This is a genomic window from Rhizobium sp. 10N427 (assembly GCF_056394605.1).
Genome location: NZ_JBFTID010000011.1, coordinates 69,984 through 95,977 on the forward strand (window position 1 = coordinate 69,984; position 25,994 = coordinate 95,977).

The window sequence follows — 25,994 nt, forward strand, 5'->3', positions numbered from 1 at the left end:
CCCTTTGTCCGCTTTAGCCCTAATATTAAAATAACAGACTGTTTTCATTTTGTTTTTTAAAGAGCGGGAAAGCCATACTACAACTTATCTTAGGTAAAAATTCGGGAGTCCCGACTCGCTCCAATTGCAGATCGGTTACAACCAGAATTTACTCCCCGTTAAGCCTGTCGTGAGAGTCCTTTAAAGGAATACAAGTATTTCTCATGCCGCGAGGGCTGACTTGAACATGGATAATCAACTCCGTGATTCTGTATTATTTCCTGATGTTCTGAGCATCAGAAACGTATCCGATCTGCGTGCGAATATTATTTCGGCGCTCGATAGTAATGAGCGGATTGTATTTGAGATTCCGGCTGGTGCCGAAGCCGACCTGAGCTTCGTGCAGCTGGTTGAATCGGCACGGCGGCAAGCAAAGGCGCTGGGCAAATCCCTGACACTCTCCTCGCCTGTTGGCGAACGTCTTCTCAAGGTTCTCGAACGGGCCGGCTTCGTCGAAGCCTTCACCGCCGAGGACGCGAAGTTCTGGTTGCATAAAGAGGTTACAGCATGAGCGCCAACATCCTGACAGTCGACGATTCCGCCAGCATCCGGCTGACGACCAAGGTCACGCTGACCAATGCAGGCTACGCCGTGACCGAGGCGGTCAACGGTGCGGAGGGTCTTGCCACCGCGCAGACCGCCCAGTTCGATCTGATCGTCACCGATCTGAACATGCCTGTTATGGATGGCCTGACGATGATCGAGGAGCTGCGGAAGCTGCCGAGCCAGGCTGGCGTTCCGATCATCTTCCTGACGACCGAGTCCGACGCCGATCTGAAGGCGCGCGCCAAGGCCGCCGGTGCGACCGGCTGGCTGACCAAGCCGTTCGATCCTGAGAACCTGGTGAAGATCGTCAAGAAGGTCTTAGGCAGATGAGCACGCTCGATCCGGTCGCAGTCTTCCGCATGGAAGCCGCCGAATGCCTGGAGGCAATCGAGGCGGGCCTTCTCGATCTCACCCATCAGCTCGACGACAAGGGTCTCGTCGATGCCGTCTTCCGCGGCCTGCACACGCTCAAGGGTTCGGGCGCGATGTTCGGCTTCGAGGCGCTTGCCGCCTTCACGCATCACTGCGAGACGGCTTTCGACCGGGTCCGCAAGGGCGAAGTGCCGGCGACCGCTGAACTGGTGGCCGCGGTTCTGGCAGCGCAGGACCACATGCGCGCTCTCGTCGATCAGCCAGATGCCGATCACGGCGATACCGGACAGAAGCTGCTTGCCCTGCTGCAGGCAGCTGTCGGCGGTTCTGCTGCGAAAGAGGCGGCGCCTGCCGTCGCTGCTCCGGCCGCCGCCGCACCAGCGCAGCAGAAGAAGCTCAACCATTGGCGCATCCGTTTCAGCCTGCCGTCGAATGCGATGGCCAACGGCACCAATCCGCTCGGCCTGCTCGACGAGCTGCGCGAACTCGGCGAGTGCACCGTCCGCGCCAATACCGCAGCCATCCCGCCGCTGAACGAACTGGTCCCGAACGAGCTCTACGTCTCGTGGGAAGTGGTGCTGAAGAGCGAACAGGATCGTTCGGCGATCGACGATGTCTTCATCTTCGTAATGGATGACATGGAGCTCGAAGTCGTCGATATCGTTGACGCCCCGGCACCTGCTGCCGAGCCCGTGAAGGCCGTCGAACCTGCACCTGCAGCCATTCCCGCACCCGCGACGCCGGCTGCTGCTGCTGTTCCGGCCTTCAAGCCGGTCGAGGCAGTGCCGGCCAAGCGCGAGGCACCCGCTGTTGCAGATGGCCGGCAGGCCAAGGCGCAGGAAAATGTCCGAGTTCCGGCCGAGCGCCTCGACGAGCTGATGGACCGCGTCGGCGAGCTCGTCATTGCCCAGTCGCGTCTCAGCCAGCTTGCCAGCTCCAGTGCCGATATCGCCCTTCGCTCCGTCTCGGAAGAAATCGAGCGGCTGTCGGGCGAATTGCGCGACACGATGATGGTGCTGCGCATGGTGCCGGTCGCAACGCTGTTCTCGCGCTTCCGCCGCCTCGTCCACGATCTGGCCCGCGAAACTGGCAAGGTGATCGAGCTGGTCACCGAAGGCGAGAGCACCGAGGTCGACAAGACCGTCATCGAGCGCCTTGCCGATCCGCTGGTGCATCTGGTCCGCAACTCCATCGATCACGGTCTGGAAACGCCTGCCGACCGTCTTGCTGCCGGCAAGAGCGAAACCGGCACGGTGACGCTGTCTGCCCGCCAGTCCGGCGGCGAGGTGATCATCTCCATCAAGGACGACGGCCGCGGCATTAACCGGGAACGGGTCCGTGCCAAGGCGGAGTCGTCAGGCCTGATTGCGCCGGGCCAGTCGCTGTCGGATTCCGAACTGCTGCAGCTGATCTTCGCGCCGGGCTTCTCGACGGCCGCGGCGATCACCAATCTTTCCGGCCGCGGCGTCGGCATGGATGTGGTCAAGAAGACGGTCGAGGCGCTGCGCGGCGCTATCGATATCGAAAGCAAGCCGGGCGAAGGCTCGGATGTGTCGCTTCGCATTCCGCTGACGCTGGCGATCATCGACGGGCTGCTCGTTCGTGTCGGCTCCGGCCGCTACGTCATTCCGCTGTCGGCGGTCGAGGAATGCCTTGAGCTTTCGCTAGAAGAAGACCTGCGTTCGCGCGGGCGGAGCTTCATCTCGCTGCGCGACAGCCTGGTCCCGTTCCTCCGGCTCCGCGATCTGTTCCGCACCGGCACCAAGCCTGACGTTCACCAGAAGGTGGTGGTCATCTCGACCGGCACTGAGCGTGTCGGCCTCGTTGTCGATCAGATTATCGGCGACCACCAGACGGTCATTAAGTCGATGTCGAAGCTGCATGACGACGTTGCGACCTTCTCGGGCGCAACCATTCTCGGCGACGGCAGCGTCGCCCTCATTCTCGACGTCGGCCATCTCGTGGCCGCCGGTCAGCAACAGGAATCTCAGATGAGGGTGGCAGGATGAGTGCGGTAGCCGAGAGAGTGGACCAGTTCTGGTCCTATGCCGACGAAGTCGAGGTTCTGACATTCGACATGAATGGCGAAACCTTCGCGCTCGAAGCTGTGATGGTCCAGGAAATCCTCGACCTTCTGCCTGAGACCGCCGTTCCCGGCGCTCAGTCCTTCGTGGCCAGCGTCATCAACTTTCGCGGCAAGGTCATCCCGCTTGCCGATCTGCGCCTCGCCTTCGGAATGGAAGCGACCGAAGCGACGATCGACAGCCGCATCATCGTTATTGAAATCGACCTGCACGGCGAGCAGACGCTCGTCGGCCTCAGGACCGACAAGGTGAATGAAGTCACCACGCTCGCAAAGACGGCGAGCGAACCACCGCCGAGTGTCGGCATGCGCTGGCGCGCCGACTACATCAACTGCCTCGTCAAACGGGGAGGGGAATTCATCATCATCCCCAACCTGCAGGCAATCTTTTCCTCCCGGCACGACAGCGCCGGCAACTCACACTGAAACGCCGTTGATATCAGCTAGGGGGCTGGACGATGCGACTGACAATTAAAGCAAAACTGGTGACTGCGTTCACCTTCATCATATTAATGCTCGTGGGTACCGCCGGTTACGGCGTCATGAGCCTGGGCGCACTGAACGACACGCTCGGCAATCTGCTTGCCGGTCCGGCGGCACGCCTCGATCTCGCGCAGCAGATCAATATCGCGCAGCTGGAAGCGATCCGTCAGCAGAAGAACCTGCTGACTTCCCGCACGCCAGACGATATCGCCTCTTCGATTCAGAAGGGCAATCAGGCCCGCAAGGACTTCTCTGACGCATTCAGCAGCGTTGTTGCGATCGCCAGTGAAGAAGGCAAGCCGCGCTGGGCGCAGATTGCCGAATTCTCCAAGGCGTTCAACCAGGCCGACGATCAGATTCGTGACCTGATGAAGGCCGGGAACATGGATGCTGCTAACACCATTTCGGTCTCCACCGCGCGCGATGCTGCCAACAAGATCGATGCGGCGCTCGACGATATTCTGGTGCTCGAAAAGCAGCGCATGAAGGATGCCGACGATAGCGCCGACCTGCAGTTTTCATCGACCCGTACGGTCATGATCTCTATCGCCGGCGTCGCTCTGCTGCTCGCTGCCGTCACCGCGTTCTGGATCGCCAACACCATCAGCAAGGGTCTAACCCGCGCCAACACCGTCGTTCGCGAAGTTGCCGAAGGCGACCTCACCAAGACGGCTGAGATCACCAACCGCGACGAAATCGGCGAGCTGCTCGGCAACGTCAACGTGATGATCGAGCGTCTGCGCGGCGTCGTCGCCGATGCGCTGTCGGCTGCCGACAACGTTTCGTCGGGTAGCCAGGAACTGTCGGCTTCTTCCGAGCAGGTTTCGCAGGGCGCAACGGAGCAGGCTGCGTCCGCCGAGGAAGCATCTGCCTCGATGGAGCAGATGGCTGCCAACATCAAGCAGAACGCAGACAACGCCGCCCAGACGGAAAAGATCGCCCGTCAGTCGGCCAAGGACGCCGAAGCATCTGGCGAAGCCGTCACCCGCGCCGTCGAGGCGATGCGCACGATCGCCCAGAAGATCGGTATCGTTCAGGAAATCGCCCGCCAGACCGACCTGCTCGCCCTGAACGCCGCTGTCGAAGCAGCCCGTGCAGGCGAACATGGCAAGGGCTTTGCGGTCGTCGCCTCGGAAGTCCGCAAGCTTGCCGAACGCAGCCAGTCTGCTGCCGCCGAAATCAGCTCGATGTCGGGCGATACGGTGAAGGCTGCTGCCGATGCCGGCGAAATGCTCGGCCGCCTGGTGCCGGATATCCGCAAGACCGCCGAACTGGTCTCCGAGATCAGCGCTGCCTGCCGCGAGCAGGATATCGGTGCCTCGCAGATCAACGAAGCGATCCAGCAGCTCGACAAGGTGACCCAGCAGAACGCGGGGGCATCGGAAGAAATGTCGGCAACGTCTGAAGAACTCGCTGCCCAGGCAGAAGAGCTGCAGGCCTCGATCGCCTTCTTCAAGGTCGATACGGCCGGCGCCACCCGCGCTGGTGTCAAGAAGGCTGCTCCGGTCAAGACCACCGCCAAGTTCGTCAAGGCCCCGGCTGCTGCCCGCAAGCCCACCAACGATCACTTCGCTCACGGTCAGTCGGTCTCGAGCCAGCAGGCTCGCGCCAAGGGCTTTGCGCTCGACATGTCGATGGGCGGTCCGGACGCGCATGATGACGACTTCCGCGAAAGCGCCTGAACGCTGAAGCTTCGATGAGATTGCCGCGGGCCTGATGGGCCCGCGGCAGGGAAATGCCCGGCGTGATGGATGCGCCGGTTTCGACCGGCGATGTCTGCCTGCCGGTCGCCGAAGCCCGGGTGCGTCCTGATTGGCTGCCGGCTCAAGCGACGATGATCTGGAACAAGCGAATGGTCTCGTGATGCGTGCCGCTTACCGCGGCGCGATCCAAACGCCGCGTTGCCGCGGCGGAATAATCAGACAATCTCTAGTGAGGAATGCCCTATGACTGCCAGCCGCAAAAAAGGACTCTTCAGTTCCATCGGCACCAAGATTCTTGCGATCCAGATCTCGTCCAGCATTGCCATTGCCAGCGTCATTGGCGGTGGCGCCTATTACGGCATGAATGCCATGACTGAATCGATGAAGTCGATCTATGACGATCGCGTCGTCCCATTGCAGCAGCTGAAGCTTGTCTCTGACGCCTATGCCGTTAGCATCGTCGATACGACGCACAAGCTGCATGCTGACAAGCTCGACTGGCAGCAGGCCGCGACCAGCATCGAAGGCGCAAAGCGTACGATCTCCGACCAATGGTCGGCCTATCTCTCGACCGAGCTGACGCCGCAGGAAAGCCTGATCGCCGAAAAGGTGAAGAGCGACATGGCCAAGTCCGACACCAAGGTCGAGGAACTGCAGGATATCCTGAAGTCCCACGATGCCGCCAAGCTCGATGGCTTCGTGAAGAATGACCTCTACCCGGCAATCGATCCGACCACTGACGGGATCGGCAAGCTCACTGAATACCAGCTGGAAGCTGCGAAGGAACTCAGAGAGCAGGGCATCGCGCTGTTCCATTCGCTGATCCAGCTCACCGTCATCAGCGGTCTGCTGATCACGCTGGCTGCGATCGGCGTCGTCATCTTCGTCACCAACGCCATCAAGCGCAACCTCGCCGCCGCTACCGAGCTGGCAAGCGCGGTTGCACTCGGCGATGTTGCCGCCACGGCCACCGTCAATTCCAATGACGAGGTCAAGGACCTGGTGGACGCGCTGAACACCATGACCGCCAATCTCCGCAACACGGCTGGTATCGCCGACCAGATCGCCAATGGCGACCTGACCGTCATGCCGAAGGCGTTGTCGGACAAAGATACGCTCGGCATTGCGCTGGAGCGGATGGTCGAGCGTCTGCGTGGTGTTGTCGCCGATGCGATCGCGGCCGCCGAGAATGTCTCGGCCGGAAGCCAGGAACTGTCCTCCAGCTCGGAGCAGGTCTCGCAGGGTGCTACCGAACAGGCTGCCTCGGCTGAAGAAGCCTCCGCGGCCATGGAGGAAATGGCGGCCAACATCAAGCAGAACGCTGACAATGCCGCGCAGACCGAGAAGATCGCCCGCCAGTCGGCAAAGGATGCCGAAATCAGCGGCGAAGCGGTGACCCGCGCTGTCGAAGCGATGCGCACCATCGCCCAGAAGATCGGCATCGTTCAGGAAATCGCCCGCCAGACCGACCTTCTCGCCCTGAACGCCGCTGTCGAAGCGGCCCGTGCAGGCGAACACGGCAAGGGCTTTGCGGTCGTTGCCTCCGAAGTCCGCAAGCTTGCCGAACGCAGCCAGTCGGCTGCCGCTGAAATCAGCGCCATGTCCGGTGACACGGTCAAGGCCGCCGCCGAGGCCGGCGACATGCTGGGACGTCTGGTTCCGGATATCCGCAAGACCGCAGAACTGGTTTCCGAAATCAGTGCTGCCTGCCGCGAGCAGGATGTCGGCGCCTCTCAGATCAACGAAGCGATCCAGCAGCTCGACAAGGTGACCCAGCAGAATGCCGGTGCATCCGAGCAGATGTCTGCAACCTCCGAAGAGCTTGCGACGCAGGCTGAAGAACTGCAGGCCTCGATCGCCTTCTTCCGCGTCGATATGGCGACCGGACGTCAGCAGAAGGTGCCGGCGGCTCGCATGTCGGTCAGCCGTATCCCGGCTCCGGCGGTTCGCAAGCCGTCCAAGGCTCCGGCTGYCAACAGCATTGCCAGCCAGCAGGCACGCGCAAAGGGCTTTGCCCTTGATATGTCAATGGGCGGTCCCGACGAGGGCGATGCCGAATTCAAGGAAAGCGCATAATCATGGCGACAGCGTCCCAGGAAGCTCAATTCGTGACTTTCAGCCTCGGCGATGAAATCTTCGCCGTCCCGGTGGAAGTGGTCAGGGAAATTCTTGACTACGCGGAAGCGTTCAAGATCCCTAACGGTCCGGACTACCTGCTCGGCCTTCGCGACGTGCGCGGCCAGGGCGTGCCGACCATCGATCTCCGGCTGAAGCTCGGCATGTCGAAGACGCAGCCGACCTCGCACACGCGGGTTCTTGTTCTCGACATTCCGATGGAGAGCCGGATGCTGACGCTGGGTCTGGTTGCCGACCGGGTCTTCGAGGTCACGCCTTTCCGGCGTGACCAGATCGAGGCGGCGCCGGATATCGGCGTCCGCTGGCGTTCGGATTATATCGCCGGCGTGGTCCGCCGCGACGATGGTTTCGTGGTGATCGTCGATCTCGCGCGGCTGCTGTCGCGCGAGGATGCCTCGGCATTGCAATCGGCGGCCTAGCGCTGCCGCCTTTGGAGTATTGCGTACATGAGTATGGCAGCAGTGGAAGCCCAATTGCCGGGCGACCGGATCAGCAAGCGTAATTTCGACAAGCTTGCCCGGTTCATCTACGATTATAGTGGCATCAAAATGCCTCCGACGAAACTGACGATGCTCGAGGGCCGCCTGCGCCGCCGCCTTCGGGCCACCCATCACTCCAGTTTCGACGATTACTGCGACTTCCTCTTCGATCATGGCGGTCTCGAGCAGGAAACGGTTTACCTGATCGACGTGGTGACGACCAACAAGACCGACTTCTTCCGCGAGGCCAAGCATTTCGAATATATGCAGCTGACGGCGCTTCCGGCGCTTGTTGCAGGTGGTGCGCGCAAGATCCGCACCTGGAGTTCGGCCTGCTCGACCGGCGCCGAACCGTATACGATGGCGATGGTGCTCTCCGAATTCGTCGAGGAGCGGGCCGGGCTGTCCTACAGCGTGCTGGCCACCGACCTCAGCACCGATGTGCTGCAGACGGCGCGCCGCGGCATCTATCCGCAGGATCTGGTGCAGCCAGTACCTCACGATCTGCAGCGCAAATATGTGATGACTGCCAAGCAGCCGGGCCGCCGTGATGTGCGCATCGCACCGTCGCTGCGCAGCAAGGTCGGCTTTGCGCGCATGAACCTGATGGACGACAAATATCCGGTCGGCGAGCCGATGCAGATCATCTTCTGCCGCAATGTGCTGATCTATTTCGACAAGCCGACGCAGCAGGGTGTGCTGAGCAGGCTCTGCGACTGCCTGGCCGACGGCGGCTACATGTTCATCGGCCATTCGGAATCGATCACCGGATTCGACCTGCCGCTGAAGCAGGTTTCGAACACGGTATTCCAGAAGACGTAAAGCAGGATTGAGATGGGAAAGAAGATTCGCGTCCTCGTCATCGACGATTCCGCCAGTGTTCGCCAGACGCTGGTCCGCATTCTCGAAGAAGACCCCGATATCGAAGTCATGGGCGTGGCGACCGACCCTTTCATGGCCGCCCGCAAGATGCAGGAAGACGTCCCTGATGTCATCACGCTGGATGTGGAAATGCCACGCATGGATGGCATTACCTTCCTGCGCAAGCTGATGTCGCAGCACCCGATCCCAGTTGTGATGTGCTCGTCGCTGACGGAGACCGGTTCTGAGACGCTCATCCAGGCGCTGGAAGCCGGCGCCGTCGATATCATCCTCAAATCGAAGATCGGCGCTGCCGACAGCCTGGCTGACGATGCGATCCGCATCCGCGAAGTGGTGAAGGGCGCCGCCCATGCCCGCTTGCCGTCGGTACGGCGTGGTGTGGGCGTGGTGCGTTCGGCATCCGCTGATGGCCCGGCGAAGAAGCTCACGGCCGATGCGATGCTGCCGCCGCCGACGGGTCGCGCCATGGCGAAGACCACCGAGATGGTCGTCTGCGTTGGCGCATCGACAGGCGGAACCGAGGCGCTGCGCGAATTTCTGGAGGCGCTACCCGCCAACGCGCCGGGCATGGTCATCGTCCAGCACATGCCGGAGAAGTTCACCGCTGCCTTCGCGAAGCGCCTCAACGGTCTCTGCGAGGTCGAGGTCAAGGAAGCCGTCGATGGCGATGCGGTACTGCGCGGCCATGTGCTGATCGCGCCCGGCGACCGGCATATGCTGCTCGAACGCCAGGGCGCGCGCTATCATGTGTCGGTGAAGACAGGGCCGCTGGTTTCCCGCCACCGCCCCTCCGTCGACGTGCTGTTCCGCTCGGCCGCGCGTTCTGCCGGCTCCAACGCCATGGGCATCATCATGACCGGGATGGGCGACGACGGCGCGCGCGGCATGCTCGAGATGCACCAGGCCGGCGCCTATACTGTGGCGCAGGACGAGGCGAGCTGCGTGGTCTTCGGCATGCCGAAGGAAGCGATCGCCAAGGGCGGCGTCAGCCGCGTTCTGCCGCTTGACCAGATCGCCCGCGAAGTGCTGCTGACACAGCAGAAGTTTTAGAGAAACCGGCGGCCTTGGCCGCCGGTTTTCGTCTGGCGACGAGGGTGGGCGTCGTCTCCCCTTGAAATTTCCCCGATTTTGTGGTCTTGAGGCCGCCAATCTTATAAAGCGCTGCCTTTTCCGGCGATCAGGGACACTTCCCGCCCTGACAGCGACCCCGTACCAGTTCCAAGGAAATTGCCAACATGGCCCGTTCTGCTCTTCTCAATGTCATGGTTCAGGCTGCCATCAAGGCAGGCAAGTCGCTGGGGCGTGATTTCGGGGAAGTTCAGAACCTGCAGGTTTCGGTCAAGGGTCCGGGCGATTTCGTTTCTAATGCCGATCGCAAGGCCGAGAAGATCGTTAAGGAGGAGCTGCTGAAGGCGCGTCCGACCTATGGCTTCCTCGGCGAGGAAAGCGAAGAGATCAAGGGCACGGACGGCGCGCATCGCTGGATCGTTGATCCGCTCGACGGCACCACCAACTTCCTGCACGGCATTCCGATGTTTGCGGTCTCGATCGCGCTGGAGCGCAACGGCGAGATCGTCGCCGGCGTCGTCTTCAACCCGGCGACCGATGAGCTCTACACCGCCGAGCGCGGCGGTGGCGCATTCCTCAACGATCGCCGTCTGCGCGTCGGCGCCCGCCGCGTGCTGTCCGATGCCGTCATCGCCTGTGGCGTTCCGCATCTCGGCCGCGGCAATCACGGCAAATTCCTCGTCGAGCTGCGCCATGTGATGGGCGAAGTCGCCGGTATCCGCCGTATGGGTGCAGCGTCTCTGGATCTCGCCTACGTAGCCGCCGGCCGCTTCGATGGCTTCTGGGAAGACCGCCTTTCCCCCTGGGATATCGCTGCCGGTATCCTGCTGATCCGCGAAGCCGGCGGTTACGCAACCGACTGGAACGGCGGCGCTGACGTCGTCGAAGGCGGCGCGGTGGTAGCGGGCAACGAGTACATTCACAAGGCACTCACCGAAACCATCAAGCGCCCTATCCCTTCGAAGTAATTCCTCATCAAAACCGGCTGTTGTAAACACACGGTTTTCTGTCGCGGCATACTTCAATTCGGCACAATGTTGCTCTAGTCTCGCAGTGCAAGCAATGCGGAGGCTGCGAGACCATGGAAAACGTGAATGCGGCGGAGTTCGGCTCGACCGAAAAACCGAGCGGTACCTATACGCACAAACTCTCCAGCCCGATGTCCTTTCTGTGGACGATGGTCCTCTTTCTGGTGATCGTCGGCTTCATTGCTGCGATCCTTTTCAGGCAGACGCAAACCGCCTTCATGCATAATCCGGGCCTCAACGGCCTGATCCTCGGCGTGCTCGCTGTCGGCATCATTCTGGTGTTCAGCCATGTGCTGGCGCTCAGGCCCGAAGTGCGCTGGTTCAACTCGTTCCGCGCCGCCGGCAGCGCCGACAAAGTGAATCGCAATCCGAAGCTGCTCGCGCCGATGCGTGCGCTGATCGGCAGCCGCAAATCGACGGCAACACTGTCGACGACGGCGCTGCGTTCGATCCTGGATTCGATTGCGACCCGTCTCGATGAATCCCGCGATACGTCCCGCTATCTCATCGGCCTCCTGGTCTTCCTCGGTCTGCTCGGTACCTTCTGGGGCCTTATCGGCACCATCGGTTCGATCAGCAATGTCATTCAATCTCTCGATGCCGGCACCAATGGCTCCGGCGATGTGCTGGCGACACTGAAGGAAGGTCTTTCGACGCCGCTTTCGGGCATGGGCCAGGCCTTCTCGTCGTCGCTGCTCGGTCTTTCCGGCTCGCTGATCCTCGGCTTCCTTGATCTGCAGGCCGGCCGCGCGCAGAACCGCTTCTACATGGAGCTGGAAAACTGGCTTTCGTCGGTGACCGACGTTGGCTCGGACATGCCGGTTCCTATGATCGATGCTGCAGGCGGCTCTTCGGAAGATGTGCGTTCGCTCTCAGAATATCTGAAGAAGGTTTCGGAAGACGGCGGTGCCGGCAATCAACGTTCCGTTGCCGCTATGGCGAGCCTCGCGGAGGGTATCCAGGGCTTGGTCAAGAACATGCGAAACGAGCAGCAGATGCTGCGCGACTGGATCGAGGCGCAGCAGGACGAGGCCAAGGCGATGCGCCGCACGCTCGACCGGCTAGCCGAGCGGATCGGGGCGCAGGAGCGTGGCTATCGCAGTAGTCAGACAGAGAAGAGCGAGGGCAAGTAAGCCATGGCTCTCGCCAGGAACCGCCGCCGCGAGCGTACGGTCGATTATTGGCCGGGCTTTGTCGATGCGCTGTCGACGCTGCTGATTTCCATCATGTTCCTGCTGACGGTCTTCGTCGTCGGCCAGTTCATCCTCAGCCGCGAAATCAGCGGCCGTGACGAGGTGCTGACGCGCCTCAACAGCCAGATCAACGAACTCACCCAGCTGCTGGCGCTCGAAAAGGGCAGCAAGCAGGATCTGGAAGATTCCGTCGCCAACCTGCAGGCCTCACTTGCCGGCGCCGAGAGCGAGCGTTCGCGGCTGCAGGCGTTGCTCGATGCCGGTTCCGGCGGGCAGGACGTTGCCCAGCAGCGAATCGGCGGGTTGACCAAGGAACTCGACGAGCAGAAGCAGGTCAGCGAGCGCGCGATGAGCCAAGTCGAACTGCTCAACCAGCAGATTGCTGCACTTCGCAGCCAGATTGCTGCCGTCGAAGTGGCGCTTCAGGCATCCGAACAGAAAGATCAGACCTCACAGACGAAGATCGCCGATCTCGGGCGGCGGCTGAACGTGGCGCTGGCGCAGCGCGTGCAGGAGCTGAACCGCTACCGCTCCGATTTCTTCGGCCGTCTGCGCGAGATTCTCTCCGATCGCGAAAACATCCGCATTGTCGGCGACCGCTTCGTCTTCCAGTCGGAAGTGCTGTTCCCGTCGGGCAGCTCGGATCTCAATCCGGACGGTACCGCCGAGATGGGCAAGCTCGCCGCTGCCCTTCTCGATCTTGCCAAGGAAATCCCGCCTGAGATCAACTGGGTGCTGCGTGTCGATGGACACACCGACAACGTGGCGCTGTCAGGTACCGGGCGCTACCGGGACAACTGGGAGCTCTCCTCGGCGCGCGCCATCTCGGTCGTCAAATATCTGATCTCGCAGGGCGTCCCGGCAGATAGATTGGTGGCCGCAGGCTTTGGCGAATTCCAGCCGATCGCACCCGGCGATACGCCGGAAGCGCGAGCGACGAACCGCCGTATCGAGCTCAAGCTCACTGAGAAATAAGCTGGGGGCGGCATCTGGCCGCCCTGCCATCGCCCCAAATTTCAGAGAGTGAAATCCAGCAGTTGCGGCTGACGCTGCCACTGCATAACCTTGGATTCGTGAATGCGGGGGAGGCGTTCGGGATGGAATGTGATGTGCTCGTCATCGGCGCTGGCCTGGCTGGATTAGTAGCGGCTGCCGAGGCTGCCGATCGCGGACACAAGGTCTGCATTGTCGATCAGGAAGGCGAGCAGAGCTTGGGCGGGCAGGCCTTCTGGTCTCTCGGCGGGCTGTTTCTCGTCAACAGTCCCGAACAGCGCCGGTTGGGTATCCGCGACGGTATCGATCTGGCGCGGCAGGACTGGTCTGGCTCGGCGGGGTTCGACCGGCCGGAAGATTACTGGCCGCGGCTCTGGGCCGAAGCCTATCTGGAATTTGCCGCCGGCGAAAAGCGATCCTGGCTACATCAGCAGGGCATGCGCTGGTTTCCCGTCGTCGGCTGGGCCGAACGCGGCGGCGGCATGGCGCATGGCCATGGAAACTCGGTGCCGCGCTTTCATCTGACCTGGGGAACAGGGCCGGCCGTTCTCGAGCCTTTTATTCGCCGTGTGCGCGAAGCGGAAGAACAGGGCAAGATCACCTTCGGCTTTCGCCATCGAGTCGATGATCTGATCGTCGAGAACGGCACGGTCGTCGGCGCTTTCGGCACCGTGCTGGTGCCTGACAATGCGCCACGCGGCAAAGCAACGGCGCGGATGATTTCCTGCACGTTCCAGATCCGCGCCGGCGCCGTCATCGTCACCTCGGGCGGTATCGGCGGCAATCACGATCTCGTCCGGCGAAACTGGCCGCAGCAGCGGCTGGGGCCTCCACCGGCCGCGATGGTCGCTGGTGTGCCCGCCCATGTCGATGGGCGCATGCTGGAGATCGGCGAACGGGCCGGTGCCCGCGTCATCAATGGCGATCGCATGTGGCACTATACCGAAGGGCTGCGGAACTGGGATCCGGTCTGGGCAAATCATGGCATCCGCATCCTGCCGGGGCCGTCCTCTTTCTGGTGCGATGCGCGCGGCAACCGGTTTGCCGCCCCTGCCATGCCGGGCTTCGATACGCTCGGGACGCTGAAGGCGATCAAGCAGACTGGCCACGACTACAGCTGGTTCATCCTCACCAAGGCGATAATCAAGAAGGAGTTTGCTCTCTCGGGCTCCGAGCAGAACCCGGATCTGACGGGCAAGGATATCAAGCTGCTGCTTCAGCGTCTCGGCAGGGAACCGCCGAGACCAGTGAAAGCCTTCATGGACAAGGGCGAGGATTTCATCGTTCGCAACACGCTGGAGCAGCTGGTCGACGGCATGAATGCGCTGACCGGCGAAAGGCTGCTCGACGTTTCGCATATCCGCCGGCAGATCGAAGCGCGCGACCGCGAGATCGGCAACAGCTTTTCCAAGGATGCGCAGGTGACGGCGATCCGCGGCGCACGGCGCTATATCGGCGACAAGCTGCTGAGGACGGCCCGGCCGCACAGGCTGCTCGATCCGGCCAAGGGGCCACTGATTGCCGTGCGCCTGCATATCCTGACGCGAAAGTCGCTGGGTGGTCTGGAGACGGATCTTTCGGCCCGGGTGATCGGCCCAAATGGCGATGCCATACCCGGTCTCTATGCGGCCGGCGAAGTCGCCGGCTTCGGCGGCGGCGGCATGCATGGCTACAACGCGCTGGAGGGAACCTTCCTCGGCGGTTGCATTTTCTCCGGCCGGGTGGCCGGGCGGGCGGTGTGAAGGCGGCACCGCATTCGGGATGCCGCCTCCCTTAAATTATGCCGTTGGCTTGGTCTGATCGTCGACCGTTGCGCCGGGCGCATTCTTCTTGATGGATTCGATGGCGCTCAGCGCGGATGCCTTTGCTTTGTAGCCTTCCGAGCCGAACATCTGCTCGCCGTTTGACGCCTTGAAGCGGAAACGGAATTCACCAGCCTTGTCTTTGTACACTTCGAACTTATACATCGATTGTCTCCCAAAATCAGGAAGTTGCCCCGGTAACAAAGAGCAATCTAGAGCAAAAGTTCAATCTATTCCATCTGGATATTTGCACCTTTAACGATCGGTTCCCACTTGGCCAATTCGGCCTTTACGTGAGCACCAAGCTCTTCCGGCGTCGAACCGACGATCGTGGCGCTGAAGTCCTTCATTCGCCCGGCGACCGCAGGATCCTTCAGAGCCTTGTTGGCTGAATCGTTGAGTTTTGCCACCACATCGGCCGGTGTATTGGCCGGGGCGAAGAGCGCGTTCCAGGTGTAGGTCTCGTAGCCGGGAACGCCGGATTCGGCGATCGTCGGAATATCCGGGAAGGATGTCGCCCGCTTGGCCGTTGTCACCGCCAGCGCGCGCAGCTTGCCGCTCTTGATGTGCGGAGAGGACGAAGGCAGGTTGTCGAACATGATCGAGACCTGGTTGCCGAGCAGGTCGGTCAGCGCCGGGCCTGCGCCCTTATAGGGGATGTGCTGCATCTTCGTTGCGGCCATGGCGTTGAAAAGCTCGCCGGAGAGATGCAGCGGCGTGCCGTTGCCGGAGGATGCGTAGCTCCACTTGTCCGGCTCGGCCTTCAGCAGCGCGATCAGCTCCTTTACGTTCTTGGCTGGCAGTTCCGGATTGACGACCAGCACGTTCGGCACCACGACAAGCAGCGAGACCGGGGCGAAATCCTTCTGCGGATCGTAGGGCGTCGATTTGAGGATCAGCGGGTTCAGCGCGTGGGTGGCAACGGTGCCCATCAGGATGGTGTAGCCATCCGGTTCGGCGCGGGCGACATTATCGGCGCCGAGATTGCCGCCGGCACCGGCAACGTTCTGGACGATGACCTGCTGGCCGAGATCGGCAGACATCTTCTCGGCGATGATGCGGGCGACGACATCGGTCGATCCGCCGGCGGCGAACGGCACCACCATGGTGATGGTGCGATCCGGAAATCCTTCGGCCAGCGCCGGTCCCGCGCCAAGTGCGGTCAGCAATCCGATGCCGAGGGCAATACTTGCCCGGCGGGTAAAGGTAAAAGGCGCCATTCGATTCTCCTCCCAGAATTCAACAGCTCAGTCGCCCGGCTGCGTCTGGCCGGGCAGGAGGAGGTTAGGGCAGGGTGGGGTAAAGGCAACCGGTGCGATTGCTTGAGGGCATGCGACTTTAGTCGCCTTGGAATGGGGGATTGATATTACATTTGCACCTTCGATAACCATCTAAGGGTAAAACAGAATTCCACCGCTTGCCGCTGCAAGCGGATTTCATGAGGTTTGATATGCATCTGTCCCCCGATGCGATGGCCACTTTCACGGATGCCGAAGACGGCGCCTGGCCGCTTCGCCGCCGCCGTATTCTCGACTGGCTGGTCAACGAGACGCGCGGCGAACGCTTCATCGACAACATCTTCGTCGAGATGAATGAAAGGCTCCTGGAAGCAGGCGTGCCGCTCGGCCGCGCGACGCTGCATTTCCGCACGTTACATCCGCAATGGATGGGCGCGCGCGTTCTCTGGCGGCCGGGGCTGAAGGAAGGCAAGATCACCACCTTCGGCTATGGTGTCGAGAACACGCCGCAGTTCCTCAGCAGCCCGATGAACGAGATCTTCAGCGGCGCGTCGGAAGTTCGCCAGAACCTCGAAGGCGAGATCCGCAGCGACTATGCGCTCTATGAGGAGTTGCACGGCGAGGGACTGACCGACTATATCGCCTGGCCGCTGGAGCATACGCTCGGCAAGCGCCATGTCGTCACCTTCTCCAGCAATCGGCCGGGCGGATTCACGGCCGAGCATATTTCGTTCCTGCGCGATCTTCTCCCGGCCCTGACGCTGGTCAGCGAGATCCGCGTCAAGAACATCCTGGCGCGCACCCTGCTGCAGACCTATGTCGGCCCGCATGCCAGCGAACAGATCCTCGCCGGCGCCACGACGCGGGGCAGCGGCAGCACGGTTGGTGCGGCGATCCTGATATGCGATCTCCGCGATTTCACGACGATCTCCGACATGTGGCCGCGCGACGACGTGATCGAACTGCTGAACGCCTATTTCGATGCCATGTCCGAGCCGATCGAGCGCCATGGCGGCGAGATCCTGAAATTCATGGGCGATGGGCTGCTGGCGATCTTCCCGCTCAGCAATCCCGATGCCTGCCGCAATCTTCTCCTGTCGCTGAAGGAAGCCCGCACGGCTATCAACGACCTCAACAAGTTCAATGCCGAACGCGGCGTCGTCGAACTCCGCTACGGCGTCGGCGTCCATGTCGGCGATGTGATGTATGGCAATATCGGCTCGCGCAAGCGCCTGGACTTCACGGTGATCGGCCCGGCGGTGAATGTTGCGTCACGGCTCGAAACCCTGACCAAGGAGGTCGGCCGTCCCGTGCTGATATCGAAGGCTTTCGTCGACATGGCAAAATGCGGCGCCGAACTGGAGCCGGTCGGCACCTACCCGCTCCGCGGATTGGGAGAGCCGGTGGACGTGTTTACGTTCCCGCAGGGGTGAAAGCCATTACTTAGCGATCGCCAAAAACTCTTCCGCGCCTGCATCAAATTGCAGCTTGGCGAGCTTGGCGTAGATGCCACCGTGGCGGATGAGGCTTTGGTGGGTGCCTTCCTCGACGATGCGGCCCTGGTCGAGCACGAGGATGCGGTCGGCTTTCAGGACGGTTGCCAGGCGGTGGGCGATGACGAGGGTGGTGCGGCCCTGCATCAGGCCGTCGAGGGCCTTCTGGACCAGCGTCTCGCTCTCGGCATCGAGCGCCGAGGTGGCTTCGTCGAGCAAGAGGACCGGCGCGTTCTTCAGGATCGCGCGGGCGATGGCGATGCGCTGGCGCTGGCCGCCCGATAGCGTGATGCCGCGTTCGCCGACCTGCGTGTCGTAACCGCGGTCGAGGCGGGCGATGAATTCGTCGGCCTGCGCGGCGATCGCGGCGGCGCGGACCTGCTCCGGCGTTGCTTCCGGGCGGCCGAAGGCGATATTGTCGTGGATCGAGGCGGCAAAGATCGTCACGTCCTGCGGGACGATCGCCATGCGCTCGCGCAGATCATCAGGGTCGGTTGCGCGGGCATCGAGGCCGTCGATGGCGACAATCCCTTGCTGCGGGTCGTAGAAGCGCAGCAGCAGCGAGAAGATCGTGCTTTTGCCGGCGCCCGATGGCCCGACAATGGCGACAGTCTCGCCGGGGGTGACGTGAAAGCTCAAACCATGCAGTGCCGATTTTCCGGGGCGAGACGGATAGGCGAAATGGACGTTTGAAAACTCGACGCGGCCGCGGGCGGGCACCGGCAGGATCTCGGGCTGGGGCGGTGCTGCGATCGGCGATACTTCGTCTAGAAGCTCGGTCAGCCGGTCGGCGGCACCGGCCGCCTGCGAGAGTTCGCCCCAGACTTCGGAGAGTGCGCCGAGCGAGCCGGCGGCGATGACCGAATAGAGCAGGAACTGGCCGAGCGTGCCGGCCGACAGCGTTCCGGTCAGAACATTGTGGGCGCCGACCCAGAGAACGGCGACGACGCTGCCGAAGATCAGGGTGATGGCGATGCCGGTGAGCAGGGCGCGCGAGCGGATTGCCGAGCGGGCGGCTTCATAGGCGGATTCGACCGCCATGCCATAGCGGGCGGCAGCGGCATCCTCGCCGTTGAAGGCCTGGACGGTGCGCGTGGCGGCAATGGTCTCGTTGGCAAAGGCAGAGGCTTCCGCGAGCGTATCCTGGGCGGCGCGCGAGCGCTTGCGTACCGAGCGGCCGAAGGCGACCAGCGGGAAGACGATCAGCGGGATGGCGCCGAGCGCCAGGCTTGCCAGCTTCGGCGAGGTAACAACCATCATGCCCATGGCGCCGAGACAGAGGATCAGGTTGCGAAGCGCGACCGAGGCGGTGGCGCCGACGGCGGACTTGATCTGTGTCGTGTCGGCGGTCAGGCGGGATACGATCTCGCCCGACTGGTTGACGTCGAAAAACGAGGCGGAGAGGCGGGTCACATGGGCAAAGACATCGCGGCGCAGATCCGAGACGATGCGCTCCCCAAGCGTGATGACGAAATAGTAGCGCAGCGCGCTGGCGATCGCCAGAACGATCGCCATCACCATCAGCATCGCGAAGTAGCTGTTGATGAAGGAGCCGTCCGGCTGCGTGAAGCCGTGATCGATCATCCGGCGGATGGCCAGCGGCAGGGCAAGCGAGGTGACGGCGGCGAGCGCCAGCGCGACGAGGGCGCCGGTCACCAGGCCGCGGTAGCGCATGACATAAGGCGTCAGGCGCCCGAGAGGCTTCAGCGACCGCGACTTCTTTTCCCCGCCCTGCACTGCGTCTGTCAAATCAGCTCCAATCGCCCTCAAACCGTTGATCACCAGCTTGTTGGCACTTGTTATCCTTTAGGCCTTCATGTATAGGCACCGCATCCGAATGGGAAGCCGTAGCCTTCGAGACTGCGGCTTCATTTATTCAATCGGGCCTCTTGCCGMAATGACATGCGTCAAATTGGACCCTGGCATCGCAGGAAGATTGTTATGAAGGCTGATATCCATCCCGACTACCACACCATCAAGGTTGTGATGACTGACGGCACCGAATACGAAACCCGCTCGACCTGGGGTTCGGAAGGCGCTGTCATGAACCTCGAAATCGATTCCAAGTCCCATCCGGCATGGACGGGCGGCAACCAGCAGCTCATGGACCGCGGTGGCCGCGTTTCCAAGTTCAACAAGCGTTTCGGCGGCCTCGGCCTCTAATCGCTTCTGCGGTACTGAATTTGAAAAGAGCCCGGTTTCTACCGGGCTTTTTTATTGCCCGGTTTTGGGGCTGCGCTTTCCGCCAATGAAAAAGGCCGGTTGCGCAGGGAACGCAACCGGCCGGATTTAAATATACTTCTGAGTAAACTTAGTTGTTGCCGAAAGCGGTCTGCAGCAAGCTGAGCTGCGCCTGAACGCTGTTCTGATTGTCGGGAACGATTGGGGCTTCCGACGGGCGATAGATTTCGCGGTCGAGAAGGGCGATGCGGTTCTGCAGGCGCAGCGAGCGCTCGACGAGATCGCGGAAGGATTCCGGCAGGTCGCCCCAGCCGGGAGCGTTGCGATCGACGTTGAAGCCGTCGAGGCGAACCTTGTTCTTTTCAGCCAGAACCTGATCGCGAGACATCTCGCCGTTGTTGACGGCGCGCTGCAGCAGCAGCCACGATGCCATCTGCATCAGGCGGGTGGTGAGGCGCATCGATTCCGCTGCGTAAAGTACCGACGCCATGCGGGGGAGGACCTTGGAAGCTGCGCGGCCGTTACCGTCGAGGTAGGCTGCGGTTTCTTCGACAAGCGACATGCCCTCGGCATAAAGCGTCTTGAATTGCGACGATGCGGCGGCGCGTCCGGCGAAGCTGATCGTATTCAAACCAAGTTCCGACATTCAATTTGTCCCTGTTGCACGCGTCTACATATGGTCAGGTAACGCCAGCCTGAAGTAAAAGTTTCAAGGGCCGGTCTTTATGTCTTTAAGATGGTATCATTACCCTAAATGCGCAAGGCGTTTCTTAAGAAAGGGTTAACTTCCACAGATTCGTGGTGAACGGCCGTGCAGGCAAAAAAGAAGAGCCGCAAAAGCGGCTCTCAAGGTAAAACAGGGAGAAAAATCAGACCAATTCACCGCATGGAAAACTGTCTGAGATCCAGACGAAATCTGGATGGTTTAAGTAGTAGCTCGTAAAGCTTAATATCCTGTTAATACTGTTCAGCATTAAGACTGGGCGAAGCGTGTTTTGCGCTTGCCTGTGACTTCTTTTCTGAAGTCAGGTGCGGAACAGGCCCTCGGCGGCGGCGCGCCCGGAAGCCTTCCTGGCCGACTCGGCCTCCAGTCTTGCGATCTCGCTTTTCAGCAGCTCGATTCGCTCCTCGAGCTCACCGACCGACAACAGCGAAAGATCCGCACCAATCTCGTGGGCGGTCTTCTTCACTGGCCGTTCCTCGTCAAAGAAGCTCATGGCAATCCTCCCTTTCGTTCAGTTTGGCTTTTCAACCATACTTTACAGCAGGATCGCCACTTTCGGGAGACTTGTTGGATCCGCGGTCGGCAAGCGTCATGCTTTCGGGCGTGATCATCGGCGATGTTGCCGTCGGGATCGTCGTGTAGGCGTCACGGGCATCGGGGTGGATGGCAGCGCGAAGGYGGCTGCGGATGATCGCATAGGCGGCGATCAGCACGTGAGCGATCGCCGTTACGAGGAACAGCGCGTGCGGGCTGACCATGGACATGACGGGCCCGCCGATCGTCGGGCCGATGACGGTGCCGATGCCGTAGAGCAGCAGCAGTCCGCCGGAGACCTTCACGAAATCCTCGGAGGAGGCGAAGTCGTTCGCGTGCGCCACGGCGATCGGATAGAGCGTGTTGGCGACGGCGCCGTAGAACACAACGAGGCCGATCACCCAGAAGGGGTCGGACGGGCTGAAGAGAACGATCAGAATACCGGCGAGAGCAGCAAGGCCGGACATGGCGGCCAGAACGTAACGGCGGTCGATGCGGTCCGAGAGACGGCCGGCTGGAAACTGCATGACGGCGCCGGCAAAGATCGTGGCGCTCATCATGATGGCGATGCTGGTATCCGACAGCCCGGCACCTGCGCCGAAGACGGCGCCCAGCGTACCATAGGCACCATTGGCAATGCCGACGAGCAGGATGCCGAGGCATGAGACGGGCGAATTGCGGTAGAGCGCCGGCAGGTCGAGGCGCACGGCCTTCAGCGGCTGCGGAGAAGCCGCCGTCGACAGCGTCGTCGGCAGCATGGCGACGCAATAGAAGACGCCGCAGATCATGAACAGGATGGGCGTGCGCACATCCTCCAGCGGGATCATCATCTGGCCGCCGACGACGCCGAACAGCGTAATGGCGATATAGAGCGAGAAGATCGCGCCACGGCTTTCGTTCGTCGCCCGTTCGTTCAGCCAGCTTTCGATGATCATCGAGGTGCCGGCGGTGGAGAAGCCGGTGACGGCGCGCAGCGCAATCCACCAGACCGGATCGATGACGATACCGCTGAACAGCGCGCTGATGGCGATGATGGCGATGAAACCGGAGAAAGCGCGCACATGGCCGACACGGCGCACCATATTCGGCGCCACGAGGCAGCCGATAACAAAGCCGCCGGCCCAAGATGTGCCGAGCAGACCGAGCGTGGTGGTGGCGTAACCTTCGATGTTCCCGCGGACGGGGAGCAGGATGCCCTGCAGGCCATTGCCCATGAAGAGGAAAAGCGTTCCGAAAAGCAGCGCGGCGACGGACAGCAGATTTCTTCTCATATGCCCACTCTCGACGAGTTCGATTTCAAAAAGACATAGCCGAGACGATGTCCCGCCCAGTCCCAATGGTGTTGATTGTGCCCCGGAATGCCGTTACGGCATGAAGAAATTCTGTGTTCGCCCGGAATAATGTCGGTCCTGTGACATTATGATAATATTGGAAAAATAAAACCATGACCAAGCTGCTCGCATTGCTGCTCATCCTGGCCATGGTCATACACATCATCAAGCCGTTCGGGCTGCCCGGTTTGCGACGGCGGATGGACTTCTGGAAGATTGCGCTGATCGCTTTCGCGATCTGGACGGTGGCGCTGCTTGGGCGCGAGTTCTTCGGCTAGGCGAGAATCTCGCCGCGCATGACGAAGACGCAGCTGCCGGAAATGCGGACATCGGTGATCGGTCCGCCCGCTTTCGTCACATCGACCTCAATGATGCTCCGACGGCCCATCTCGACACCCTGTTCGATCGTGATGCGTTGTTGGCTGTCGTTTCCGGGCGTCCGGGAAACCAGATATGCCGAGAGGGCGGCGGAGGCACTGCCGGTCGCCGGGTCTTCAGGGACGTTATCGAGTGGCGCAAACATGCGCGCACGAAGATGCCAGGGGTCTTCCTTCGAGCGGACATAGAGGAACAGCGAGAAGTCGTGGTTGTTCTCGCCGCGGTTCCCGGCGGCCTCTCGGAACAGGGCGGGGTTGGGCACCGCTGCGGCAAGTGCCTCGAGGTTCGCGAGTTCGGCAACGGCAAATTCCAGGCCGACGGAGACGAAAAGCGGGTGGTGGCGTGCGGTGGCGATCTGGTCCGGTCGTATGGCGATGCAGCGGGCAATATCGGCTTCCGGGATTGCAGCGCCTACCTGCAGCGGTTTTGGCGCACGGATCGTCGCTGCGGTCACCTGTCCATTGCTGCGGCGCAGATCGACCTCGACGATACCGGCGGCTTCCTCGAAGCGCAGCCGGTCGCCGACCCGTTTGCCGAAGATGTCGCTTTGCTGGCCGATGAAATAGGCGGTGCCGACATTCGGATGGCCGGCAAAGGGCACTTCCATGGTCGGCGTGAAGATGCGGACATGCGCGGTGTTGGCAGGATCCTTCGGCGGCAGCACGAAGGTGATTTCGGAATAGCCGAACTCGGCGGCGATCTTCTGCATCTCGGTCGTATCGAGATGCTCGGCGCCGGTAATGACGGCAAGCGGATTGCCCTCGAAGCGAACGGAGGTGAAGACGTCGAGGGTGGTGTAGGCAAGATTGGGCACGGCAGGCTCCTGTTCGGCAGGCCACCATGATTAGCCGGGAGCGCCTGTCGCAGAAGGGGCAAACTTGTCGCCGTGACAAAGAAAATGGGCGGCCAAGGCCGCCCATATTTGATCAAACGAGGGCGCTCTCGCGCGCGTCGGACTTATCGACGCTTGCCGCATAGATCTGGGCGATCGTTTTGGTCAGGCTTGCGTCGAATTCCGCGTCGCTCATCGTCACGCGCAGATTTTCCGCCAGAGCGCGGGAGAAGCTGGCGATCATGCCGTGGTTATGGCTGAGTTTTTCGCAGGCTTCCTCGGTGCTGTATCCGCCTGAAAGGGCGACAACGCGGATCACCGACTTGTGGGCGATCAGCGGCCCATAGAGATCGGCAACGGTCGGGATCGTCAGCTTGATCATGACGTTTTCACCGGCGGGAAGCTTGTCCAGTTCCTTTAGGATCTCGTCGCGCAGGATGGCCTCGGCCTGCTGCTTCGTCGGGCTGTTGATCGAGACTTCCGGCTCGACGATCGGGATGAGGCCGTGGCCGATGATCTGGCGCGCCACTTCGAACTGCTGTTTCACGACGGCGGCGATCCCTGCCTTGTCGGCATGGGCGATGACCGAGCGCATCTTCGTGCCGAATATGCCCTTCTGCCGGGCGCGGATCAGGAGCGCGTCCAGATCCGGCATCGGCTTCATCACCTGAACGCCGTTTTCCTCGGCTTCGAGGCCCTTGTCGATCTTCAGAAAGGGAACGACGCCGCGCTTTTCCCAGAGGTAGGAGGGGACAGCCTGACCATCGACTTCGCCGTCCATGGTTCGTTCGAAGAGGATCGCGGCGATGACCTTCTCGCCCGAAAAGGCAGGCGCGCTCATGATGCGGGCGCGCATGGCATGGACCAGTCGGAACATTTCCTCGTCACCGGAATAATCCGATTCAGATACGCCATAAAGACGCAGTGCCTTCGGCGTCGAGCCACCGCTTTGATCCAGCGCTGCAATGAAACCCGGTGCAGAGCTCATCTTATCCAACATCTTCGCGTCTACCATGCTGCTCCTATCCCAAAAATCGGCGCGCTAGGCGCCTACGGCTCAATGGCTATCATTCGCGGATAACAGAAGTTTATGAGCGGGAGAATGGAGCGCTAAACCATTGAAACGATTGAAATCATTTCAATCGTTTGAAAGTTTGGGCAGTTTTGGCCCCACTGAGCAAAAGACCGCAAAAGCGAGGTGCTTCCGCGGTCCTATCCACATGTAAAAATTGTTAAATCAGCTTTGGCTGATTATTTGCCCTTGAGAACGGCAACGCCTGGAAGGACCTTGCCTTCCATCCATTCCAGGAAGGCGCCGCCTGCCGTCGAGACGTAGCTGAAGTCGTCGGCGACGCCAGCATGGTTGAGCGCCGAAACGGTATCGCCACCGCCCGCGACCGAAGTCAGCTTGCCGGCCTTGGTACGCTCGGCAGCGTATTGTGCCGCCGCAACCGTCGCTTTGTCGAAGGGCTCGATCTCGAAAGCGCCGAGCGGGCCGTTCCAGACCAGCGTCTGCGCACGGTCGATCCAGGCCTTGACGGCTTCGACCGACTTCGGGCCGACGTCGAGAACCATGGCATCGGCAGGGATCGCTTCGATGGCGACCGTCTCGTTGGCGGCTCCCGCCTTGAATTCGCGGGCGACGACGCCGTCCTCCGGCAGGATGATGGCGCAGCCGGCGGATGCGGCTTCGATCATGATCTGCTTTGCGGTTTCGGCGAGATCATGCTCGCAGAGCGACTTGCCGACATTGGTGCCGCGGGCGGCGATGAAGGTGTTGGCCATGCCGCCGCCGATCACGAGGGCGTCGACCTTCTTCACCAGGTTCATCAACAGGTCGATCTTGCTCGAGACCTTGGCGCCGCCGACGATGGCGACGACCGGGCGAACCGGCTCACCGAGACCCTTTTCCAGCGCTTCCAGCTCCGCCTGCATCGTGCGTCCGGCATAGGCAGGCAGCAGGTGGGCGAGACCTTCGGTCGAGGAATGCGCACGGTGGGCCGCGGAGAAGGCGTCGTTGACATAGATGTCGCCGTTGGCGGCGAGCGCCTTGGTGTGTTCGGCGTCGTTCTTTTCTTCGGCCTTGTGGAAACGGGTGTTTTCGAGCAGCAGGATATCGCCGTCCTGCAGCTTGGCGACGGCGGCGGATGCTGCATCGCCGATCGAGTCCGTGGCGGTGGCAACGGGCTTGCCGAGAACCTTGGCGACGTCGGCTGCGATCAGCGACAGCGAAAGGTCAGGCGAGGGACCATCCTTCGGGCGGCCGAAATGGGCAAGCAGGATGACCTTTGCGCCCTTCTTCGACAGTTCGAGGATCGTCGGTGCGACGCGCTCGATGCGGGTTGCGTCGGTAACCTTGCCGTCTTTCACCGGAACGTTGAGATCGACGCGGACGAGAACGCGCTTGCCGGCGATGCCGTTGAGGTCGTCGAGGGTCTTGAAAGCTGGCATGGGAGTATCCGTTCGTTAGTGCCTT

General features: G+C 61.5%; 25 protein-coding genes and 2 pseudogenes. 18 read left to right on the forward strand and 9 right to left on the reverse strand.

Annotated elements, in window-relative coordinates; translation table 11 throughout:
• The first annotated feature begins 220 nt into the window (after window positions 1-220).
• The 15 genes and pseudogenes from AC1DIJ_RS21410 to AC1DIJ_RS21480 all read left to right on the forward strand — a co-directional run bounded on the left by AC1DIJ_RS21410 (window position 221) and on the right by AC1DIJ_RS21480 (window position 14,747).
• The gene (locus AC1DIJ_RS21410; protein ID WP_442210093.1) at window positions 221-550 is read left to right on the forward strand and encodes an STAS domain-containing protein; all 330 of its coding nucleotides are present in this window, start codon (window positions 221-223) and stop codon (window positions 548-550) included.
• On the forward strand, window positions 547-915 hold the full coding sequence (locus AC1DIJ_RS21415) for a response regulator (RefSeq protein WP_112385492.1): 369 nt from the start codon (window positions 547-549) through the stop codon (window positions 913-915). Before AC1DIJ_RS21410 ends, AC1DIJ_RS21415 begins: the two co-directional genes overlap by 4 nt.
• Window positions 912-2,966 (forward strand): chemotaxis protein CheA, encoded by a 2,055-nt coding sequence (locus AC1DIJ_RS21420; RefSeq protein ID WP_112385491.1) that lies wholly within the window; start codon window positions 912-914, stop codon window positions 2,964-2,966. The genes AC1DIJ_RS21415 and AC1DIJ_RS21420 overlap by 4 nt, the downstream gene beginning before the upstream one ends.
• Window positions 2,963-3,466 carry a chemotaxis protein CheW gene (locus tag AC1DIJ_RS21425; protein ID WP_112385490.1) on the forward strand — a complete coding sequence of 168 codons (504 nt, stop codon included), beginning with the start codon at window positions 2,963-2,965 and terminating at the stop codon, window positions 3,464-3,466. Before AC1DIJ_RS21420 ends, AC1DIJ_RS21425 begins: the two co-directional genes overlap by 4 nt.
• A 32-nt stretch (window positions 3,467-3,498) precedes the next feature.
• Complete coding sequence (locus AC1DIJ_RS21430) at window positions 3,499-5,205, forward strand: methyl-accepting chemotaxis protein (protein ID WP_112385489.1); 1,707 nt, start codon at window positions 3,499-3,501, stop codon at window positions 5,203-5,205.
• 53 nt (window positions 5,206-5,258) lie between these two features.
• Window positions 5,259-5,387, forward strand: coding sequence for a hypothetical protein (locus AC1DIJ_RS21435; RefSeq protein WP_310297247.1), 129 nt, complete (start codon window positions 5,259-5,261; stop codon window positions 5,385-5,387).
• An 82-nt stretch (window positions 5,388-5,469) separates the two neighbouring features.
• Window positions 5,470-6,021: pseudogene (locus tag AC1DIJ_RS21440) on the forward strand (MCP four helix bundle domain-containing protein); the annotation flags it as partial.
• Window positions 6,022-6,153: 132 nt separating this feature from the next.
• Window positions 6,154-7,302: pseudogene (locus AC1DIJ_RS21445) on the forward strand (methyl-accepting chemotaxis protein); the annotation flags it as partial.
• A 2-nt stretch (window positions 7,303-7,304) separates the two neighbouring features.
• Window positions 7,305-7,781, forward strand: coding sequence for a chemotaxis protein CheW (locus tag AC1DIJ_RS21450; protein ID WP_112385487.1), 477 nt, complete (start codon window positions 7,305-7,307; stop codon window positions 7,779-7,781).
• A 27-nt stretch (window positions 7,782-7,808) separates the two neighbouring features.
• The gene (locus AC1DIJ_RS21455) at window positions 7,809-8,663 is read left to right on the forward strand and encodes a CheR family methyltransferase (RefSeq protein ID WP_112385486.1); all 855 of its coding nucleotides are present in this window, start codon (window positions 7,809-7,811) and stop codon (window positions 8,661-8,663) included.
• A gap of 12 nt (window positions 8,664-8,675) precedes the next feature.
• The gene (locus AC1DIJ_RS21460) at window positions 8,676-9,773 is read left to right on the forward strand and encodes a protein-glutamate methylesterase/protein-glutamine glutaminase (RefSeq protein ID WP_112385485.1); all 1,098 of its coding nucleotides are present in this window, start codon (window positions 8,676-8,678) and stop codon (window positions 9,771-9,773) included.
• Window positions 9,774-9,958: 185 nt separating this feature from the next.
• Complete coding sequence (locus tag AC1DIJ_RS21465; RefSeq protein WP_112385484.1) at window positions 9,959-10,759, forward strand: inositol monophosphatase family protein; 801 nt, start codon at window positions 9,959-9,961, stop codon at window positions 10,757-10,759.
• Window positions 10,760-10,872: 113 nt separating this feature from the next.
• The gene (locus AC1DIJ_RS21470) at window positions 10,873-11,952 is read left to right on the forward strand and encodes a MotA/TolQ/ExbB proton channel family protein (RefSeq protein WP_112385483.1); all 1,080 of its coding nucleotides are present in this window, start codon (window positions 10,873-10,875) and stop codon (window positions 11,950-11,952) included.
• A 3-nt stretch (window positions 11,953-11,955) separates the two neighbouring features.
• Window positions 11,956-12,987: a peptidoglycan -binding protein gene (locus AC1DIJ_RS21475; protein WP_112385482.1), complete on the forward strand. Its 1,032-nt coding sequence runs from the start codon at window positions 11,956-11,958 to the stop codon at window positions 12,985-12,987.
• Window positions 12,988-13,109: 122 nt separating this feature from the next.
• A complete protein-coding gene (locus AC1DIJ_RS21480) occupies window positions 13,110-14,747 on the forward strand; it encodes an FAD-binding dehydrogenase (protein WP_112385481.1) in 1,638 nt (545 codons plus the stop codon).
• A 36-nt stretch (window positions 14,748-14,783) separates the two neighbouring features.
• Here the strand turns inward: AC1DIJ_RS21480 and AC1DIJ_RS21485 are convergent, their stop codons facing one another.
• Together AC1DIJ_RS21485 and AC1DIJ_RS21490 are read right to left on the reverse strand one after the other, a co-directional pair.
• Window positions 14,784-14,972 carry a YegP family protein gene (locus AC1DIJ_RS21485; RefSeq protein ID WP_112385480.1) on the reverse strand — a complete coding sequence of 63 codons (189 nt, stop codon included), beginning with the start codon at window positions 14,970-14,972 and terminating at the stop codon, window positions 14,784-14,786.
• 65 nt (window positions 14,973-15,037) lie between these two features.
• Complete coding sequence (locus AC1DIJ_RS21490; protein ID WP_112385479.1) at window positions 15,038-16,027, reverse strand: tripartite tricarboxylate transporter substrate binding protein; 990 nt, start codon at window positions 16,025-16,027, stop codon at window positions 15,038-15,040.
• A gap of 230 nt (window positions 16,028-16,257) precedes the next feature.
• Between AC1DIJ_RS21490 and AC1DIJ_RS21495 the strand changes: the two genes are divergently transcribed.
• Complete coding sequence (locus AC1DIJ_RS21495; RefSeq protein ID WP_112385478.1) at window positions 16,258-17,478, forward strand: adenylate/guanylate cyclase domain-containing protein; 1,221 nt, start codon at window positions 16,258-16,260, stop codon at window positions 17,476-17,478.
• A 6-nt stretch (window positions 17,479-17,484) separates the two neighbouring features.
• Here the strand turns inward: AC1DIJ_RS21495 and AC1DIJ_RS21500 are convergent, their stop codons facing one another.
• Window positions 17,485-19,287 carry an ABC transporter transmembrane domain-containing protein gene (locus tag AC1DIJ_RS21500; RefSeq protein WP_477831544.1) on the reverse strand — a complete coding sequence of 601 codons (1,803 nt, stop codon included), beginning with the start codon at window positions 19,285-19,287 and terminating at the stop codon, window positions 17,485-17,487.
• 192 nt (window positions 19,288-19,479) lie between these two features.
• On the opposite strand from AC1DIJ_RS21500, the gene rpmE reads away from it, so the two are divergent.
• Window positions 19,480-19,701: a 50S ribosomal protein L31 gene (gene rpmE, locus AC1DIJ_RS21505; protein WP_007527409.1), complete on the forward strand. Its 222-nt coding sequence runs from the start codon at window positions 19,480-19,482 to the stop codon at window positions 19,699-19,701.
• A 148-nt stretch (window positions 19,702-19,849) separates the two neighbouring features.
• On the opposite strand, the gene rcdA is transcribed toward rpmE, so the two are convergent.
• The 3 genes from rcdA to AC1DIJ_RS21520 form a co-directional block, all read right to left on the reverse strand.
• Window positions 19,850-20,365 carry a protease adaptor protein RcdA gene (gene rcdA / locus AC1DIJ_RS21510; protein ID WP_112385477.1) on the reverse strand — a complete coding sequence of 172 codons (516 nt, stop codon included), beginning with the start codon at window positions 20,363-20,365 and terminating at the stop codon, window positions 19,850-19,852.
• Between the two features lie 379 nt (window positions 20,366-20,744).
• Window positions 20,745-20,936 carry a DUF1192 domain-containing protein gene (locus AC1DIJ_RS21515; protein ID WP_112385476.1) on the reverse strand — a complete coding sequence of 64 codons (192 nt, stop codon included), beginning with the start codon at window positions 20,934-20,936 and terminating at the stop codon, window positions 20,745-20,747.
• 31 nt (window positions 20,937-20,967) lie between these two features.
• Window positions 20,968-22,248, reverse strand: coding sequence for an MFS transporter (locus tag AC1DIJ_RS21520; protein ID WP_477831545.1), 1,281 nt, complete (start codon window positions 22,246-22,248; stop codon window positions 20,968-20,970).
• Window positions 22,249-22,421: 173 nt separating this feature from the next.
• Here AC1DIJ_RS21520 and AC1DIJ_RS21525 point away from each other — a divergent pair, with 173 nt between their 5' ends.
• Entirely contained in the window at window positions 22,422-22,586 is a 165-nt protein-coding gene (locus tag AC1DIJ_RS21525) for a hypothetical protein (protein WP_310297279.1), read from the forward strand.
• Here AC1DIJ_RS21525 and AC1DIJ_RS21530 read toward each other — a convergent pair.
• The 3 genes from AC1DIJ_RS21530 to AC1DIJ_RS21540 form a co-directional block, all read right to left on the reverse strand.
• Window positions 22,583-23,500, reverse strand: coding sequence for a PhzF family phenazine biosynthesis protein (locus tag AC1DIJ_RS21530; RefSeq protein WP_112385474.1), 918 nt, complete (start codon window positions 23,498-23,500; stop codon window positions 22,583-22,585). The genes AC1DIJ_RS21525 and AC1DIJ_RS21530 overlap by 4 nt on opposite strands.
• 112 nt (window positions 23,501-23,612) lie before the next feature.
• Window positions 23,613-24,533, reverse strand: coding sequence for a fructose bisphosphate aldolase (locus AC1DIJ_RS21535; protein ID WP_112385473.1), 921 nt, complete (start codon window positions 24,531-24,533; stop codon window positions 23,613-23,615).
• Between the two features lie 236 nt (window positions 24,534-24,769).
• A complete protein-coding gene (locus AC1DIJ_RS21540; RefSeq protein ID WP_112385472.1) occupies window positions 24,770-25,969 on the reverse strand; it encodes a phosphoglycerate kinase in 1,200 nt (399 codons plus the stop codon).
• Window positions 25,970-25,994: the final 25 nt, after the last annotated feature.

Coding starts and splice junctions, on each gene's coding strand:
- AC1DIJ_RS21450 (WP_112385487.1), top strand. CDS start 7,305: ATGGCGACAGCGTCCCAGGAAGCTCAATTCGTGACTTTCAGCCTCGGC.
- AC1DIJ_RS21495 (WP_112385478.1), top strand. CDS start 16,258: ATGCATCTGTCCCCCGATGCGATGGCCACTTTCACGGATGCCGAAGAC.
- AC1DIJ_RS21455 (WP_112385486.1), top strand. CDS start 7,809: ATGAGTATGGCAGCAGTGGAAGCCCAATTGCCGGGCGACCGGATCAGC.
- AC1DIJ_RS21420 (WP_112385491.1), top strand. CDS start 912: ATGAGCACGCTCGATCCGGTCGCAGTCTTCCGCATGGAAGCCGCCGAA.
- AC1DIJ_RS21465 (WP_112385484.1), top strand. CDS start 9,959: ATGGCCCGTTCTGCTCTTCTCAATGTCATGGTTCAGGCTGCCATCAAG.
- rpmE (WP_007527409.1), top strand. CDS start 19,480: ATGAAGGCTGATATCCATCCCGACTACCACACCATCAAGGTTGTGATG.
- AC1DIJ_RS21490 (WP_112385479.1), bottom strand. CDS start 16,027: ATGGCGCCTTTTACCTTTACCCGCCGGGCAAGTATTGCCCTCGGCATC.
- AC1DIJ_RS21425 (WP_112385490.1), top strand. CDS start 2,963: ATGAGTGCGGTAGCCGAGAGAGTGGACCAGTTCTGGTCCTATGCCGAC.
- AC1DIJ_RS21515 (WP_112385476.1), bottom strand. CDS start 20,936: ATGAGCTTCTTTGACGAGGAACGGCCAGTGAAGAAGACCGCCCACGAG.
- AC1DIJ_RS21470 (WP_112385483.1), top strand. CDS start 10,873: ATGGAAAACGTGAATGCGGCGGAGTTCGGCTCGACCGAAAAACCGAGC.
- AC1DIJ_RS21415 (WP_112385492.1), top strand. CDS start 547: ATGAGCGCCAACATCCTGACAGTCGACGATTCCGCCAGCATCCGGCTG.
- AC1DIJ_RS21435 (WP_310297247.1), top strand. CDS start 5,259: ATGCCCGGCGTGATGGATGCGCCGGTTTCGACCGGCGATGTCTGCCTG.
- AC1DIJ_RS21460 (WP_112385485.1), top strand. CDS start 8,676: ATGGGAAAGAAGATTCGCGTCCTCGTCATCGACGATTCCGCCAGTGTT.
- AC1DIJ_RS21475 (WP_112385482.1), top strand. CDS start 11,956: ATGGCTCTCGCCAGGAACCGCCGCCGCGAGCGTACGGTCGATTATTGG.
- AC1DIJ_RS21535 (WP_112385473.1), bottom strand. CDS start 24,533: ATGGTAGACGCGAAGATGTTGGATAAGATGAGCTCTGCACCGGGTTTC.
- AC1DIJ_RS21480 (WP_112385481.1), top strand. CDS start 13,110: ATGGAATGTGATGTGCTCGTCATCGGCGCTGGCCTGGCTGGATTAGTA.
- AC1DIJ_RS21525 (WP_310297279.1), top strand. CDS start 22,422: ATGACCAAGCTGCTCGCATTGCTGCTCATCCTGGCCATGGTCATACAC.
- AC1DIJ_RS21540 (WP_112385472.1), bottom strand. CDS start 25,969: ATGCCAGCTTTCAAGACCCTCGACGACCTCAACGGCATCGCCGGCAAG.
- AC1DIJ_RS21485 (WP_112385480.1), bottom strand. CDS start 14,972: ATGTATAAGTTCGAAGTGTACAAAGACAAGGCTGGTGAATTCCGTTTC.
- rcdA (WP_112385477.1), bottom strand. CDS start 20,365: ATGTCGGAACTTGGTTTGAATACGATCAGCTTCGCCGGACGCGCCGCC.
- AC1DIJ_RS21430 (WP_112385489.1), top strand. CDS start 3,499: ATGCGACTGACAATTAAAGCAAAACTGGTGACTGCGTTCACCTTCATC.